Source organism: Staphylococcus sp. SA22, from assembly GCF_054165785.1.
Window position 1 is genome coordinate 183,320 of record NZ_JBSZQY010000003.1, and the last position, 16,500, is coordinate 199,819.

Below are 16,500 nucleotides of genomic sequence, written 5' to 3' on the forward strand. Positions count from 1 at the left end.
CATTAATCACCCAACAAATCTGTCTGTCGCATCGCCTTTGTCGTTCCAAATAAATATGTACAAACGAATCCACCAGCATACGCAGCAAGTAACCCTACAATATAACCTAAATACATATTATCTGCGATTAATGGTAATAGTGACACACCACTTGGGCCTATTGCTTTGGCACCAATATGTCCAATTCCACCTATTACAGCGCCACCAATACCACCGCCAATACAAGCAGTTAAGAAAGGTCGACCTAATGGCAAAGTCACACCATAGATTAATGGTTCTCCAATACCTAGGAAACCAACTGGCAATGCACCTTTTAAAGTATTACGTAATGTTGTGTTGCGTTTACATCTTACCCAAAGTGCTAATGCGGCACCTACTTGTCCAGCACCAGCCATCGCTGCTATTGGCAATAAGTAAGTAGCACCAGATTGGTTAATCATTTCTATATGAATTGGCGTAAAAATATGATGAAGTCCTAACGTAACTAACGGTAGGAAGCTTGCACCAATGATAAATCCACTAAATACGCCACCAATACTAATAATTCCGTTAACTACTGAAACTAAACTGTCTGAAACAAAACCTGCTAATGGCATAAAGATAAAGATAGTTAATAGTCCTACAATCAACAATGCAATAGTCGGCGTTACAATAATATCAATCGCATTTGGCACAATTTTATGCAATCTCTTTTCGACAATACTTAAAATCCAAACGGCAAAAATAACGCCAATAATTCCACCTTGTCCAGGTTGCAATGGTTCTCCAGTGAAGACATTCATTAAAATATTTTTACCAGCAATACCCGTTAATAACGTTGTACCACCAATCACGCCACCAAGTCCTGGTGTCGCACCAAATTCTTTAGCCGCATTAATACCAGTGAAAATAGCTAAGTATGCTAACATACCGTCTTTAATGACATTAAATACTGTTATAAGTTGCGTAATCCAAGCACCTGAAATATAGCCTGCCACCATTAAGTTACTCAGTACTGCTGCAATACCACCAATTAATCCAGCTCCAATAAATGCAGGAATCAACGGTATAAAGATATTGGCAATTGATTTCAATACTTTATTCAACTTACCATTCTTTTGTTTTGCTTTATGTGCTTCTTTATTCGCCTTTGCTTTATCAGCTGCATATGATTTATAGTCCATTTTTTCACTATCATTGTGATTGTGTGGTATTGGGTCACCTAGTTTAACACCACTTAATTCCGCCATATGATTAGCCACTTTATTGACTGTACCAGGTCCAACCACAACTTGAATGCGTTCATCGTGTATAACACCCATGACACCATCAATCTGCCTTAGTTCTTGGTCATCTACTTTATTTTCATCTAATACTTTAATACGCACACGTGTCATACAGTTCATGACACTATCTATATTATCCATACCACCTACTGCAGCAATAATTCTTTCTGCAAGTTGTTGTTCTTTGGTCATTTAAATCCCTCCTAAGGTTGTCTATCTCTGATTGCTCGTTTAACAATGTCACCATTGTTTAATAACCGTCTTGTTGCTTCTTCCTTAGAAATGCCACACATACCCATAACTGTCGCAACTTTCACATCATGCTCAGATACCTGATATAACGCCATTGCTTCATCATATGTGATAGCACATATTTCTTGAATAATACGCACTGAACGGTCGATCAGTTTTTGATTGGTTGCTTTAACATCAATCATGAGGTTATCGTAAACTTTTCCGACACCAACCATTGTGATGGTTGAAATCATATTTAAAATTAATTTTTGTGCTGTACCAGACTTTAAACGCGTTGAACCAGTTAATACTTCTGGACCAACTTTAACTTCTACTGGATACTGCGCAATTTCACTTATAACTGCATGTTCATTGCATGAAATAGATACTGTTGTAGCACCGATTGTGTTAGCAAATGTTAAACCGCCTATAACATATGGCGTTTTGCCACTCGCGGCAATTCCTATAACGACATCTTTTGATGTTAAATCTATATTTTTCAAATCTTCTTCCGCTAATTTTTTGTGATCTTCCGCACCTTCTACAGCCATCGTCATAGCATGTTGTCCACCAGCAATAATACCTATAATTTCATGAGGGTCAGTATTGAATGTAGGTACACACTCCGCTGCATCTAAGACACCCAATCTTCCACTTGTACCTGCACCGATATAGATCAATCGTCCACCCTTTTTATACTGTGCAATTGTTTTTTTAATTACTTTTGTCAATTGTGGTATTGCCTTTTGAACTGCTAACGGGACTTGCTGATCTTCTTTATTCATCGTAATTAAAGCCTCTTCCACAGTCATTTCATCAAGATGCATCGTCGCTTCATTACGCGCTTCGGTCGTACTATTTTCCATCACTTCTTACACTCCCTAGTTTTTTGAAAATCAAATGTATCATTCGGCTCGATACAACTTAACAGTGGTAAGTCTTCTTTAATAATTTGTGCAACAACATTCACATTGTCATGTGCACTAAGCGTTTGTCTCACAATTTGCATTTCACCTTGATAACGACCGTTATTCAAATTATCAACGGTTACTGAACCAATGCGTCGTTGCGTCGTAAACTGTGGTTGAATCGAATGTGGACATATTTGTCTTGACGTTTCCGAACGAATGACATTTTCCGGATTATCCGGACGTACTTTATGACACATATCGAAAAGGTAAGTCACTGTCGTATCAAACACTTCTTCAATACATAACGTGAAATGCCTATGCTTGCAAAAATCTATAAGTTGTTTTGCCTGCCTCATTTCAATCAATGAGTCTCCAACTAACACTTCAGATACACCAGTTTCTTGTAATAATTTAGCTGCAACGACAGGATGACTATGTCTCGTTGCTTCAATTGTTGGCAAGCCTTTATGCAAAGGACCTCGCAAACCACTCCCTACAATAAAACCATATATTTGTGCCTTTGGATTAAATTGATAAATGAGTTCATTTTTCTTATTGACCAAGTCAACAGATAATCCCGTATCTGGTCTTGGATAATAGTTATGACAAAATGAAAGTAATGTAAAATCATTCAATTGTTGATGTAAGCTTGTTAACAATTCCCGGGAAATAATACTTGCATTCAAACAGCACTTTAAACCCTGTGCCATTATCGCTTCGATTGCCTCAATTGATGTACTATGATCGATACGAATCATAAATTGCGCATCATATTGTCGAAGATGCTTATAAAAAGATGGTGTTAATATAGATGGATTAGCATCTATGAGGTAAGTCACTTGTTCATGTTTTAATAAATTGAGTAGTTTTGTGAAATAATGATATTTTGTCTCGTCATCTTCTTCTGGTATTTGTACAGATGTAAAAATCATTTGGTAACCTTGTTTAATCATTCGCTTAATATACGCTTCATCTAAAGGTTGTCCTAAATACACTGAAAAGCCTGTCAAAGTAGCCCTCCTTAACAATATAATTATTAGGAAAATATAGTTGAGTTGTGTAATCGCTTACATTTTACTATAAGAGAAATCACATTACAATATTAATCAGTTAAAGCCTGTTCATTGTAATAATCTTACATATTTTTGTCACAAGTTAATTATTACACCATTAAAGATTATCCTTTCTTTTAAGTGCTGATAATAGCTGCTACTACTGGATTATTACAACAACTTTTATACATTTTATTCAGGATTATCTTATATTATGTTTTAATAATAATCTGTGAACAATTAAGATATTTGAAATTGAATTTAATAATTGTATTGAAAACGCATACTTCACCATGCTAAAATAGGAGTCGCAAACAAATAAGATTCAATAAGATGTGATGGTAAGCTAGATAAACTAACGTATCAGTTTTATATACTACTTAGTCAATTGCTTCTTTTACATTAATTACATACACCAACGTGTTACTAAGTAAGATTAGGCATGAGTTAAATTAAGCTGTGATGGTTACCAACACAGTCTATTTGCTCGTGTCTTTTTTATTGAATCTTAAATAATAAATACAACTTTGGAGGTTGGACAAGTGAGGAAAAAACTTTTCGGTCAATTGCAACGTATTGGTAAGGCACTAATGTTACCTGTTGCAATTTTACCAGCAGCGGGTCTGTTATTAGCTATCGGTACAGCTATACAAGGCGAAGCATTACAACACTACTTGCCTTTTATACAAAATGGTGGCGTTCAAAATGTCGCTAAATTAATGACAGCTGCCGGTAGTATTATTTTTGAAAACTTACCTATGATTTTCGCATTAGGTGTCGCAATCGGATTAGCTGGCGGTGATGGCGTAGCAGCTATCGCAGCATTTGTCGGTTACATAATCATGAACAAAACAATGGGTGACTTTTTACAAGTTACACCTAAAAATGTTACTGATCCAGCGAGTGGTTACGCTAGCATTTTAGGTATTCCAACATTACAAACAGGTGTGTTCGGCGGTATTATTATCGGGGCCCTGGCAGCTTGGTGTTATAACAAGTTCTATAACATTAACTTACCATCTTATTTAGGTTTCTTCGCTGGTAAGCGTTTCGTACCTATTATGATGGCTACAACATCATTTATTTTAGCATTCCCAATGGCATTAATCTGGCCAACAATCCAAACAGGATTAAATGCATTCAGTACAGGATTATTAGACTCAAATACTGGTGTTGCCGTATTCTTATTTGGTTTTATTAAGCGTTTATTAATTCCATTCGGTCTACATCACATTTTCCACGCACCGTTCTGGTTCGAGTTTGGTTCATGGAAAAATGCAGCTGGTGAAATTATTCACGGTGACCAACGTATCTTTATCGAACAAATTCGTGAAGGCGCACATTTGACAGCTGGTAAATTCATGCAAGGTGAATTCCCTGTTATGATGTTCGGTTTACCTGCAGCAGCTTTAGCAATTTATCACTCAGCTAAACCTGAAAACAAGAAAGTAGTAGCAGGTTTAATGGGTTCTGCTGCTTTAACATCATTCTTAACTGGTATTACAGAACCTTTAGAATTCTCATTCTTATTCGTAGCACCATTATTATTCTTTATTCACGCAGTACTTGATGGTTTATCATTCTTAACATTGTACTTATTGGATGTTCACTTAGGTTATACATTCTCAGGTGGTTTCATCGACTACGTTTTACTTGGCGTACTACCTAATAAGACACAATGGTGGTTAGTTATTCCTGTAGGTCTTGTATACGCAGTCATTTACTACTTCGTATTCCGATTCTTAATTGTAAAATTAAAATACAAAACACCAGGTCGTGAAGATAAGCAATCACAAGCTGTTACTGCTTCAGCAACTGAATTACCATATGCAGTATTAGAAGCTATGGGTGGCAAAGCAAACATTAAACATTTAGACGCTTGTATCACACGTCTACGTGTTGAAGTCAACGATAAATCTAAAGTTGATGTTCCTGGTTTGAAAGATTTAGGTGCATCTGGTGTATTAGAAGTCGGCAACAATATGCAAGCAATTTTTGGGCCAAAATCTGACCAAATCAAGCATGAAATGCAGCAGATTATGAATGGTCAAGTAGTAGAAAACCCTACTACTATGGAAGACGATAAAGACGAAACTGTTGTTGTTGCAGAAGATAAATCTGCAACAAGCGAATTGAGCCATATCGTTCATGCACCATTAACTGGTGAAGTAACACCATTATCAGAAGTGCCTGATCAAGTGTTCAGCGAAAAAATGATGGGTGACGGTATCGCTATCAAACCTTCACAAGGTGAAGTTCGTGCACCATTCAACGGTAAAGTACAAATGATTTTCCCAACAAAACATGCAATTGGTCTTGTATCAGATAGTGGTTTAGAACTATTAATCCACATCGGTTTAGACACTGTTAAATTAAACGGAGAAGGCTTTACTTTACATGTTGAGGAAGGTCAAGAAGTTAAACAAGGTGATTTATTAATCAACTTTGATTTAGACTACATCCGCAATCATGCAAAGAGTGATATTACGCCTATTATCGTTACACAAGGAAACATTACAAACCTTGATTTTAAACAAGGTGAACATGGCAACATTTCATTTGGCGATCAATTATTTGAAGCTAAATAATGCTTACTATAAACAGGTGCGTATACCTTCATAAGGTGACGCGCCTGTTTTTTCTTTGCTATTGTGTTTTGCAGCATCATTGATAGTTCGCTCTCCCTTTAAATTTTGAATTTTAAGATCATCAATTAAAGCCCCCTTCATACTCATTTCCTAAAAAATATTAATTGCTCACTATTGTTAGCGTTTTCACAACAAAGTCAACTTCCTTGACCTTACACTATATTCGAGGCTATCATTTTAAGTGTAAATATAGAGAAAAGGTGGTTTTTTTATGAAACAACGCATTGGAGCTTACTTAATTGACGCTATTCATCGAGCAGGCGTCGATAAAATTTTTGGTGTTCCTGGTGATTTTAATCTCGCTTTTCTAGACGATATTATCAGTAATCCCAATGTAGATTGGGTAGGAAATACAAATGAATTAAACGCAAGTTACGCAGCGGACGGTTATGCCCGTCTTAATGGACTCGCTGCATTAGTTACTACATTTGGTGTTGGCGAATTAAGTGCCGTCAACGGTATCGCAGGTTCATATGCTGAACGCATACCTGTCATTGCGATTACAGGTGCGCCGACACGTGCTGTTGAACAAGCCGGTAAATATGTACATCACTCACTTGGTGAAGGTACATTTGACGACTACCGAAAAATGTTTGCACATATAATCGTTGCACAAGGTTATATCACACCTGAAAATGCAACAACCGAAATACCACGTTTAATTAATACAGCAATCGCCGAAAGACGCCCAGTTCATTTACATTTACCAATCGATGTCGCAATCTCTGAAATTGAGATACCGACACCATTCGAAGTAACGGCAGCCAAAGATACTGATGCATCAACATATATAGAGTTATTAGCATCTAAATTGCATCAATCGAAGCAGCCTATCATTATTACTGGACATGAAATTAACAGTTTTCACCTCCATCAAGAATTAGAAGATTTTGTAAATCAAACACAGATACCAGTAGCACAACTTTCATTAGGAAAAGGTGCTTTTAATGAGGAAAATCCATATTATATGGGTATTTACGATGGGAAAATTGCCGAAGATAAAATACGAGATTATGTGGACAACAGCGATTTAATTTTAAATATTGGAGCCAAATTAACAGATTCAGCAACAGCAGGATTTTCATACCAATTCAATATCGATGATGTCGTTATGTTAAATCATCACAATATCAAAATTGATGATGTTACAAATGATGAAATATCTCTACCATCATTACTACAACAATTGACCGATATATCATATACGAATAACGCATCGTTCCCTGCTTATCATCGTCCAACATCACCTGATTATACTGTTGGCACAGAGCCATTAACACAACAAACTTATTTTAAAATGATGCAAAATTTCTTAAAACCAAATGATGTCATTATTGCTGAACAAGGTACATCATTCTTTGGTGCTTATGATTTAGCATTATACAAAAACAATACTTTTATAGGGCAACCGTTATGGGGTTCTATCGGCTATACATTACCTGCAACATTAGGTTCACAATTAGCAGACAAAGATCGTCGTAACTTATTGTTAATTGGTGATGGCTCATTGCAACTAACTGTTCAAGCTATTTCAACTATGATTAGACAGCATATTAAACCGGTATTATTTGTGATTAATAATGACGGCTATACGGTAGAACGACTTATTCACGGCATGTATGAACCTTATAATGAAATTCACATGTGGGATTATAAAGCTTTACCAGCTGTATTTGGTGGTAAAAATGTTGAAATTCATGACGTTGAATCATCAAAAGATTTACAAGAGGTGTTTAATGTAATTAATGACCATCCCGATGTGATGCATTTTGTCGAAGTCAAAATGTCTGTCGAAGATGCACCAAAGAAACTGATCGATATCGCTAAAGCTTTTTCGCAACAAAATAAATAATTTCATCACGTTAGGGTATAAGTTTAAGCGAATACTTTATTAAACGAAAAGGACTCTGATATAAGATGATTAATTTTAATAAAACCGCTTTAGTGTTAATCGACCTGCAAGAAGGTATTCTTAAAATGGATTATGCCCCATATACAGCTGAAAATGTCGTTCAAAACGCTAATAAATTAATAGATGTTTTCAGAAAAAACAATAGTTTTATCGTATTCGTTCGTGTTAAATTCTATGATGGTAAAGATGCATTGAAACCAAATTCGATGGTATCATTACCACCAAAAGAAGGCGACGACTACAGTCGTTTCCATCATTTATTAGACAAGAGAGATGGCGATTTTGTCATAGACAAGCGACAATTTAGTGCATTTGTAGGAACGGATTTAGACTTACAGTTGAGACGTCGAGGAATTGATACGATTGTTCTTGGCGGTGTAGCAACACATGTTGGTGTAGATACGACCGCACGAGACGCCTATCAATTAAACTACGATCAGTATTTTGTTACTGACATGATGAGCGCTCAAAACGAAACGCTACATCAATTCCCAATAGATAATTTATTCCCTATAATGGGGCAAACAGTAACCACAAGCGAATTACTAAATATATTGAACTAAGCATACACTTTCCCCCCTTCGATTATGTTGAAGGGGGGCTTTATTTTACAAAGTATTAATACGTCGGGTTGTCTAACCTTCTATATTTAACATATTCTATATCTGTTAAACCGTTCTTAACCTAATCCCTTACTACATAAAAAACAGTATTTATTCCGGAATTTTCAAAAAATTTAGTATTTATTACAAAATTATGTATCACTTTAGGTTTAATTTTTGATATTATCTTAATTAAGTAGATTTTTATAAGTTCTAAAAAGGAGAACAAATACATATATGAAGAAGAAACTAACATTTAAAGAAAACATGTTTATAGGTTCTATGTTATTTGGTTTATTCTTTGGTGCCGGCAATCTTATCTTCCCAATACACTTGGGTCAAGCTGCTGGTTCTAACGTTTTTATCGCTAACTTAGGATTTTTAATTACAGCAATTGGCTTACCATTTCTAGGTATCATTGCTATTGGCATTTCAAAGACATCTGGTTTATTTGAAATTGCATCGCGTGTTAATAAAACATATGCTTATATTTTCACGATTGCCCTATATCTAGTTATCGGACCATTTTTCGCCTTACCTAGACTGGCAACTACATCATTTGAAATTGCATTTTCGCCATTTTTATCACCAAAGCAAATCACTTTATATTTATTTATTTTTAGCTTCGTCTTCTTTGTGATTGCATGGTTTTTTGCGAGAAAGCCATCAAGAATTTTAGAATATATCGGTAAATTTTTAAATCCGGTATTCTTAGTATTATTAGCAATTATTTTATTATTTGCTTTTATCCATCCATTAGGTGGCATATCTGATGCACCTATTAGTAAACAATATCAATCAAACGCCTTATTTAACGGCTTTTTAGATGGATACAATACCTTAGATGCGCTAGCGTCATTGGCATTTGGTATCATCATTGTTGCAACGATTAAAAAGTTAGGTATCGAAAATCCAACTGATATCGCTAAAGAAACAATTAAGTCTGGTACTATCAGTATCATTATGATGGGGATCATTTATACCCTACTAGCAATCATGGGTACATTAAGTATTGGTCATTTCAAACTTAGTGAAAATGGTGGTATTGCCTTAGCGCAAATTACGCAATACTACTTAGGTAACTACGGTATCGTCTTGTTATCACTCATAGTTATGGTTGCTTGTTTAAAAACAGCTATCGGTTTAATTACGGCATTTTCAGAAACATTTGAACACCTTTTCCCTAAAATGAATTACCTAGCGATTGCAACAGTTGTGAGCTTTATCTCATTCTTATTCGCGAATGTTGGCTTAACTAAAATTATTATGTACTCAGTCCCAGTGTTAATGTTCTTATATCCATTAGCAATTGCCTTGATTGTACTAACATTATTTAGTAGCAAATTCCATCATTCAAAAATTATTTATCAATGTACCATTTTCTTTACAATGATTGCTGCATTAGTAGATGGATTAAAAGCTAGTCCAGAGTTCATTTCAAGCACATCATTCTCACAAACTTTGATTAATTTCAGCCAAAAATATTTACCATTATCAGATATTGGTATGGGCTGGGTTGTTCTCAGTTTGATTGGTTTCATTATCGGCTTCATTATTTATAAAATTAAGCATCGTAAAATTCCACAAGCATAATACTATGCCACAGTCATATGTTAAACATATGCTTGTGGCATTTTTTATTCATACTACATTAAACTGCACTCGTATACATATCAATGATTATCCATGAAAAATATTAGTACTTTCATTTTACGAATCACATTAATACATACACAACTTTATCTTTATATTATTAAATTTACATTTGACACTTATATTGAACAACTGTAATATATTAATATTAATTTTTTAAATTGTATAAATATAAAGGAGGGAGACCGATGAATTCAATCATTGAATTAACTGATTATTATAGCTCTAATAATTATGCACCACTTAAGCTTGTAATTACTAAAGGTAAAGGTGTCAAAGTTTGGGATACTGATGGCAAACAATATATAGATTGCATCTCGGGTTTTTCAGTTGCAAACCAAGGCCATTGCCATCCAACAATTGTTAAAGCGATGACAGAACAAGCTTCAAAGTTGTCTATCATTTCACGTGTCCTTTATAGTGACAATCTCGGGAAATGGGAAGAAAAAATTTGTCATCTTGCTAAGAAAGACAAAGTACTCCCCCTTAACTCTGGTACTGAAGCTGTTGAAGCAGCCATTAAAATTGCTAGAAAATGGGGCTCTGAAGTTAAAGGCATTACTGACGGACAAGTTGAAATCATCGCTATGAATAACAATTTTCACGGTCGTACACTTGGCTCATTATCACTATCTAACCACGACGCATATAAAGCAGGATTTCACCCCCTACTTCAAGGCACTACAACAGTAGATTTTGGAGACATTGAACAATTAACACAAGCTATTTCACCGAATACAGCAGCAATTATTTTGGAACCAATTCAAGGTGAAGGTGGCGTTAATATACCACCGAAAGGATATATTCAAGCTGTGCGTCAACTATGTGATAAACATCAAATATTATTGATTGCAGATGAAATTCAAGTTGGTCTTGGTAGAACTGGGAAATGGTTTGCTATGGAATGGGAGCAAGTTGTTCCAGACATTTATATTTTAGGTAAGGCATTGGGTGGCGGCTTATACCCTGTATCTGCTGTACTTGCAAATAATGATGTCATGCGTGTTCTAACACCAGGTACACATGGTTCAACATTTGGTGGTAACCCTTTAGCCATTGCAATATCGACGGCAGCGCTTGATGTACTTAAAGATGAACAACTGGTTGAACGATCAGAACGCTTAGGTTCATTTTTATTAAAAGCGTTGCTACAACTTAAACATCCTAGTATTAAAGAAATTAGAGGTCGTGGTTTATTTATAGGCATAGAGCTTAACACAGATGCTGCACCTTTTGTGGATCAACTGATTCAACATGGAATCTTATGCAAAGACACGCATCGTACTATCATTCGATTGTCACCACCTCTAGTCATTGATAAAGAGGAAATCAATCAAATTGTTGCAGCTTTTCAAGACGTTTTTAAAAATTAACAATTAATCATTTATATATGATATAGGAGGGATTCATGATGATTAAAGTAGGTATCGTTGGCGGTAGCGGTTATGGCGCAATTGAATTAATTCGATTATTACAAACACATCCTCATGTAACGATTGCACACATCTACTCACATTCAAAAGTAGATGAACCGTTGAAATTAACATTTCCACATTTACAACATATTATGCAACATTTCGAAGCACTTACAGTGGACAATAATGACTGTGATGTAATTTTCTTTGCGACACCAGCACCCGTAAGTAAAACATGTATCCCTCCCTTAGTAGAAAAAGGTATTCATGTTATCGATTTATCTGGCGCATTTAGAATTAAGAATCGTGAAATATATGAAGCATATTACAAAGAAACTGCTGCAGCACAAGTTGATTTGGATCATGCTATTTACAGCATTTCAGAATGGCAATCTTTAGATAACAATGGAACGAAACTCATTTCTAACCCTGGCTGTTTCCCTACAGCAACGTTATTAGCATTACATCCACTTATTAGCGAAAAAATTGTAGATTTGTCATCTATTATTATTGATGCTAAGACCGGCGTGTCAGGTGCTGGTCGTTCATTATCACAACGTGTTCATTTTTCAGAAATGAATGAAAATCTAAGTGCTTATGCAATCGGAAACCATAAACACAAACCGGAAATCGAGCAATATTTATCTATCATTGCAGGTCAAGATGTATCAGTCATATTTACACCACATCTCGTACCAATGACACGAGGTATTTTATCAACAATATATGTCAAATTATCATCTGAATATACGACTGAATCATTACATAAATTAATGACCTCTTATTATGCTAATCAGCCATTTGTCAGAATTAGAGATATTGGGACTTTTCCAACCACAAAAGAAGTACTCGGTAGTAACTACTGCGATATCGGCATCTATGTAGATGAAACAACGCAAACAGCAATTTTAGTATCAGTGATTGATAACCTTGTCAAAGGGGCAAGTGGTCAAGCCATTCAAAACTTAAATATATTATATGATTTTGAAGTTACGACTGGCCTAAAACAATCACCAGTTTATCCATAAGGGGTGTTAGAATGAAACATCAAGAAACGACATCACAGCAACATAACTTTTCAATTATTAAACATGGCGATATCAGTACACCTCAAGGCTTCACGGCCGGTGGTATGCACATCGGTTTACGCGCTAACAAAAAAGACTTTGGCTGGATTTACTCATCGTCTTTAGCAAGTTCAGCTGCCGTATATACTTTAAACCAATTTAAAGCTGCACCACTTATTGTCACTGAAGACACTTTACAAAAGTCTAAAGGGAAATTACAAGCACTTGTTGTTAATTCAGCTAATGCAAATTCTTGCACAGGTCAGCAAGGTATCGATGATGCCCAACAAACTCAAACATGGGTAGCTCAACAACTTCAAATACCATCTGAGCATGTTGCTGTTGCTTCAACTGGGGTCATTGGAGAATATTTACCAATGGATAAAATTAAAACTGGTACAGAACATATTAATGATGCTAATTTTGCAACGCCAGGTGCGTTTAACGAGTCAATTTTAACAACTGATACATGTACAAAGCATATCGCTGTATCACTAAATATTGATGGTAAAACCATTACAATTGGTGGCAGTGCTAAAGGATCAGGTATGATTCACCCAAATATGGCTACCATGCTTGCTTTTATAACAACCGATGCATCAATTGAATCGAATACACTTCATCAATTATTAAAATCTTCGACTGACCATACATTTAATATGATTACTGTTGATGGCGATACAAGTACAAATGACATGGTATTAGTCATGGCAAATCAGCAAGTTGAACACCAAATACTTAATCAAGACCATCCACAATGGGAAACATTTGTTGATGCATTCAATTTTGTCTGTACATTTTTAGCTAAAGCTATAGCCAGAGATGGCGAAGGCGCAACAAAGTTAATCAGTGTCAATGTTTCAGGCGCTAAATCAATATCAGACGCAAGAAAAATCGGTAAAACTATCGTAAGTTCAAATCTAGTAAAATCAGCTATTTTTGGCGAAGATGCCAATTTTGGTCGAATCATTACAGCTATTGGCTACAGCGGATGTGAAATTGATCCTAACTGCACATATGTTCAACTGAACCAAATACCTGTCGTGGATAAAGGCATGGCTGTACTATTTGATGAGCAAGCTATGTCGAATACATTAACTCATGAAAATGTCACAATTGACGTTCAGCTTGGTTTAGGTAACGCTGCAGCGACTGCATACGGTTGTGATTTATCCTATGATTATGTGCGTATTAACGCATCATATCGAACATAAGGTGGTGTTGGTTAGATGAAATTTATTGTCATTAAAATTGGTGGCAGTACACTAAGTGACATGCATCCATCAATTATTAACAACATTAAGCATTTACGATCAAACAACATCTACCCCATTATCGTTCATGGCGGTGGCCCATTTATTAATGAAGCATTATCAAACCAGCAAATCGAGCCACACTTTGTTAATGGCCTAAGAGTGACTGATAAAGCAACTATGACTATTACTAAACACACGCTCATTGCAGACGTTAACACTGCATTAGTAGCTCAATTTAACCAGCACCAATGTTCTGCAATAGGCTTATGTGGTTTGGATGCTCAATTATTTGAAATTAAACGTTTTGATCAACAATATGGATATGTCGGGGTTCCAACCACTTTAAATATAGACTCATTGTCTTATTTATGTACTAAATTTGTACCTATCATCAATTCGATTGGTTTCAATAACCATGATGGAGAATTTTACAACATAAATGCAGACACACTCGCCTATTTTATTGCAGCATCATTAGAAGCACCCATTTATGTACTCAGTAATATTGCTGGCGTGCTAATCAACGATGTTGTTATACCTCAACTACCATTAGCTGATATTAATCAGTATATTGAGCATGGTGATATTTATGGAGGTATGATTCCTAAAGTGCTTGATGCTAAAAATGCTATTGAAAACGGCTGTCCTAAAGTTATTATTGCACCAGGAAACAAGCCAAATATTATCGAAGCTATTTACAATAATGATTTTGTTGGGACAACGATACTAAAATCATCAGTATGACTTTGAATATGACCACTCAATCTTGTATTATTCGGCTTCGAAGCATAATTGTACCTAATTTGTTTAATGATTATGCAGTGTCACCTTTTCACCTGTCTCATTTCACAAAAGGAATCTTAGAATATAGTATGATACAATATGAGATGAAAAACACTATTAGTGATTTTCAAATTTGTAACTTGAAATATTTTATATTTTAAAAGTTTTTCATTGTGATTATTTTCACAAAATACTATAATGAGGATAGAAAAAAGAGAGGGGTCCTTAAGTTGACGAAACGACAAATGGTAATATTCATTTATGCCGGAATCATTGGTGGCTTGTTGTCTGGAATTGTAAAATTAGGTTGGGAGGTCATGTTTCCACCTCGTACACCAGAACGAAATGCAACAAACCCACCTCAAGAGTTATTGCAACAATTAGGATTTAGTAGTGAATTTACACATCAGACGTATACATTTTCAAATATGGAATTACCTTGGGTAAGCTTCATTGTTCACTTTAGTTTTTCTATCGTCATTGCAATTATTTATTGCATATTAGTTAAAAAATACGCTTACTTAGCAATGGGACAAGGTGCTGTATTTGGTATTGTAATATGGGTGTTATTCCACCTTATCATTATGCCGATTATGCATACTGTACCTGCTGTGTGGGATCAACCATTCCAAGAGCACATATCAGAATTATTTGGACATGTCGTCTGGATGATGACTATTGAATTAGTACGACAACATTTTGTCTATCGCTATAAATTAAATTAATTCATATAAACATCGTAACGTGAGTTTTAAATCATCGTTTGAGTATGATGATTGATGCTCACGTTATTTTATTAACTGACATGATATGATTCCAGCCAACTTACGTGAGCATTAAAATCTCAAATGCGTCGTAACAAGCCATTATTTTTGGCAATTTCAATATTGCTCAGTATATTTTCACCTTATCACTTACTTTAATCTCGTCATGATTTTGAATGATGCCATCGTGTATTCACCTTTCATTTTTCCAATAAAAAACATCTAACAGTAAACATTTAGGCAGTATAGTTTAAAATCACTGCGCAATGATACTGTTAGACGCCATGTTTAACTACTCAATAATTGAAATACAGACACTTTTTTATAACCCCAGGGTGCCTGTCCTAAGAAACATACCTGTACCATAAACTGATCAAAAATAAATTGTTTGAACTTCACTTCACGTGATTGATAAAAGTGTGATTGCGTCATATCATAAATGTCCAACCCTTTGATTAAACCTTCACCAATCAATTTTGTAAAACTTTCTTTTTGTGTCCATATTTGATAAAAATCATTTAAACTACATATTTGCTGTGCTTCGTTTGTAGAGAAACACGTCACTAATGTACGCCAGTCTAAACGTTGTGATATCTTTTCGATATCAATACCAACTGGTTCTTTATCGACAACACACACGATATAAGGATAACTATATGATAAGCTCACATAGATGGGCTGTCCATCACGATTGTGTTGAACTATATCTGCCTTACCTCGTGGCGAAATGTGATAATGCCATTCATGTGGTAATAACCCTGTGTCATGTTGAATTCCATATTGCACTAAAATATCTCCCAATCTGTGCATGAGTTTATCTTGATTGTATCTATAGTTGACTGTACGCGGTTTTTTATATGACCAACGACTTTGTGATATTAATTCTTCAATACTTTTCAAGTTACTCTGTAATTGCATTACAAATACTGTCATAACTT

Annotated in this window: 14 protein-coding genes; 9 read left to right on the forward strand and 5 right to left on the reverse strand. The window is 35.3% G+C overall.

Features of this window, described 5'->3' with window-relative positions; translation table 11 throughout:
* Positions 1 to 2: 2 nt before the first annotated feature.
* Genes ACXQH5_RS04695 through mupG form a run of 3 tightly spaced genes read right to left on the reverse strand, consistent with a single transcriptional unit; the run spans position 3 to position 3,420 of the window.
* Positions 3 to 1,457, reverse strand: coding sequence for a PTS transporter subunit EIIC (locus ACXQH5_RS04695; protein WP_000159765.1), 1,455 nt, complete (start codon positions 1,455 to 1,457; stop codon positions 3 to 5).
* An 11-nt stretch (positions 1,458 to 1,468) separates the two neighbouring features.
* On the reverse strand, positions 1,469 to 2,365 hold the full coding sequence (gene murQ, locus ACXQH5_RS04700; protein ID WP_000432007.1) for an N-acetylmuramic acid 6-phosphate etherase: 897 nt from the start codon (positions 2,363 to 2,365) through the stop codon (positions 1,469 to 1,471).
* Positions 2,365 to 3,420 (reverse strand): 6-phospho-N-acetylmuramidase, encoded by a 1,056-nt coding sequence (gene mupG, locus ACXQH5_RS04705; protein ID WP_000145574.1) that lies wholly within the window; start codon positions 3,418 to 3,420, stop codon positions 2,365 to 2,367. Before mupG ends, murQ begins: the two co-directional genes overlap by 1 nt.
* A gap of 584 nt (positions 3,421 to 4,004) precedes the next feature.
* Between mupG and ptsG the strand changes: the two genes are divergently transcribed.
* Positions 4,005 to 6,050, forward strand: coding sequence for a glucose-specific PTS transporter subunit IIBC (gene ptsG / locus ACXQH5_RS04710; RefSeq protein WP_001227713.1), 2,046 nt, complete (start codon positions 4,005 to 4,007; stop codon positions 6,048 to 6,050).
* On the opposite strand, the gene ACXQH5_RS04715 is transcribed toward ptsG, so the two are convergent.
* Positions 6,029 to 6,130 (reverse strand): hypothetical protein, encoded by a 102-nt coding sequence (locus ACXQH5_RS04715; protein ID WP_000979526.1) that lies wholly within the window; start codon positions 6,128 to 6,130, stop codon positions 6,029 to 6,031. The genes ptsG and ACXQH5_RS04715 overlap by 22 nt on opposite strands.
* A 191-nt stretch (positions 6,131 to 6,321) precedes the next feature.
* Between ACXQH5_RS04715 and ACXQH5_RS04720 the strand changes: the two genes are divergently transcribed.
* The 8 genes from ACXQH5_RS04720 to ACXQH5_RS04755 all read left to right on the forward strand — a co-directional run bounded on the left by ACXQH5_RS04720 (position 6,322) and on the right by ACXQH5_RS04755 (position 15,523).
* Entirely contained in the window at positions 6,322 to 7,962 is a 1,641-nt protein-coding gene (locus ACXQH5_RS04720; protein ID WP_000813534.1) for an alpha-keto acid decarboxylase family protein, read from the forward strand.
* A 65-nt stretch (positions 7,963 to 8,027) separates the two neighbouring features.
* Complete coding sequence (locus ACXQH5_RS04725) at positions 8,028 to 8,585, forward strand: isochorismatase family protein (RefSeq protein ID WP_000606891.1); 558 nt, start codon at positions 8,028 to 8,030, stop codon at positions 8,583 to 8,585.
* Between the two features lie 276 nt (positions 8,586 to 8,861).
* The gene (gene brnQ1, locus ACXQH5_RS04730) at positions 8,862 to 10,217 is read left to right on the forward strand and encodes a branched-chain amino acid transport system II carrier protein BrnQ1 (RefSeq protein ID WP_000728178.1); all 1,356 of its coding nucleotides are present in this window, start codon (positions 8,862 to 8,864) and stop codon (positions 10,215 to 10,217) included.
* 248 nt (positions 10,218 to 10,465) lie between these two features.
* Positions 10,466 to 11,650 (forward strand): ornithine--oxo-acid transaminase, encoded by a 1,185-nt coding sequence (gene rocD / locus ACXQH5_RS04735; RefSeq protein WP_001084449.1) that lies wholly within the window; start codon positions 10,466 to 10,468, stop codon positions 11,648 to 11,650.
* Between the two features lie 38 nt (positions 11,651 to 11,688).
* Complete coding sequence (gene argC, locus ACXQH5_RS04740) at positions 11,689 to 12,720, forward strand: N-acetyl-gamma-glutamyl-phosphate reductase (protein WP_000598492.1); 1,032 nt, start codon at positions 11,689 to 11,691, stop codon at positions 12,718 to 12,720.
* Between the two features lie 11 nt (positions 12,721 to 12,731).
* Positions 12,732 to 13,973, forward strand: a complete 1,242-nt coding sequence (argJ, locus tag ACXQH5_RS04745) for a bifunctional glutamate N-acetyltransferase/amino-acid acetyltransferase ArgJ (protein ID WP_000682598.1) — start codon at positions 12,732 to 12,734, stop codon at positions 13,971 to 13,973.
* Between the two features lie 15 nt (positions 13,974 to 13,988).
* Positions 13,989 to 14,759 (forward strand): acetylglutamate kinase, encoded by a 771-nt coding sequence (gene argB / locus ACXQH5_RS04750; protein WP_000668889.1) that lies wholly within the window; start codon positions 13,989 to 13,991, stop codon positions 14,757 to 14,759.
* A gap of 284 nt (positions 14,760 to 15,043) precedes the next feature.
* Positions 15,044 to 15,523: a YagU family protein gene (locus tag ACXQH5_RS04755; protein WP_077446551.1), complete on the forward strand. Its 480-nt coding sequence runs from the start codon at positions 15,044 to 15,046 to the stop codon at positions 15,521 to 15,523.
* A gap of 327 nt (positions 15,524 to 15,850) precedes the next feature.
* On the opposite strand, the gene ausB is transcribed toward ACXQH5_RS04755, so the two are convergent.
* A complete protein-coding gene (gene ausB / locus ACXQH5_RS04760) occupies positions 15,851 to 16,495 on the reverse strand; it encodes an aureusimine biosynthesis 4'-phosphopantetheinyl transferase AusB (RefSeq protein WP_000215727.1) in 645 nt (214 codons plus the stop codon).
* Positions 16,496 to 16,500 lie beyond the last annotated feature (5 nt).

Coding starts and splice junctions, on each gene's coding strand:
- ACXQH5_RS04695 (WP_000159765.1), bottom strand. CDS start 1,457: ATGACCAAAGAACAACAACTTGCAGAAAGAATTATTGCTGCAGTAGGT.
- murQ (WP_000432007.1), bottom strand. CDS start 2,365: ATGGAAAATAGTACGACCGAAGCGCGTAATGAAGCGACGATGCATCTT.
- ACXQH5_RS04715 (WP_000979526.1), bottom strand. CDS start 6,130: ATGATGCTGCAAAACACAATAGCAAAGAAAAAACAGGCGCGTCACCTT.
- ACXQH5_RS04720 (WP_000813534.1), top strand. CDS start 6,322: ATGAAACAACGCATTGGAGCTTACTTAATTGACGCTATTCATCGAGCA.
- ACXQH5_RS04725 (WP_000606891.1), top strand. CDS start 8,028: ATGATTAATTTTAATAAAACCGCTTTAGTGTTAATCGACCTGCAAGAA.
- brnQ1 (WP_000728178.1), top strand. CDS start 8,862: ATGAAGAAGAAACTAACATTTAAAGAAAACATGTTTATAGGTTCTATG.
- rocD (WP_001084449.1), top strand. CDS start 10,466: ATGAATTCAATCATTGAATTAACTGATTATTATAGCTCTAATAATTAT.
- argC (WP_000598492.1), top strand. CDS start 11,689: ATGATTAAAGTAGGTATCGTTGGCGGTAGCGGTTATGGCGCAATTGAA.
- argJ (WP_000682598.1), top strand. CDS start 12,732: ATGAAACATCAAGAAACGACATCACAGCAACATAACTTTTCAATTATT.
- argB (WP_000668889.1), top strand. CDS start 13,989: ATGAAATTTATTGTCATTAAAATTGGTGGCAGTACACTAAGTGACATG.
- ACXQH5_RS04755 (WP_077446551.1), top strand. CDS start 15,044: ATGGTAATATTCATTTATGCCGGAATCATTGGTGGCTTGTTGTCTGGA.
- ausB (WP_000215727.1), bottom strand. CDS start 16,495: ATGACAGTATTTGTAATGCAATTACAGAGTAACTTGAAAAGTATTGAA.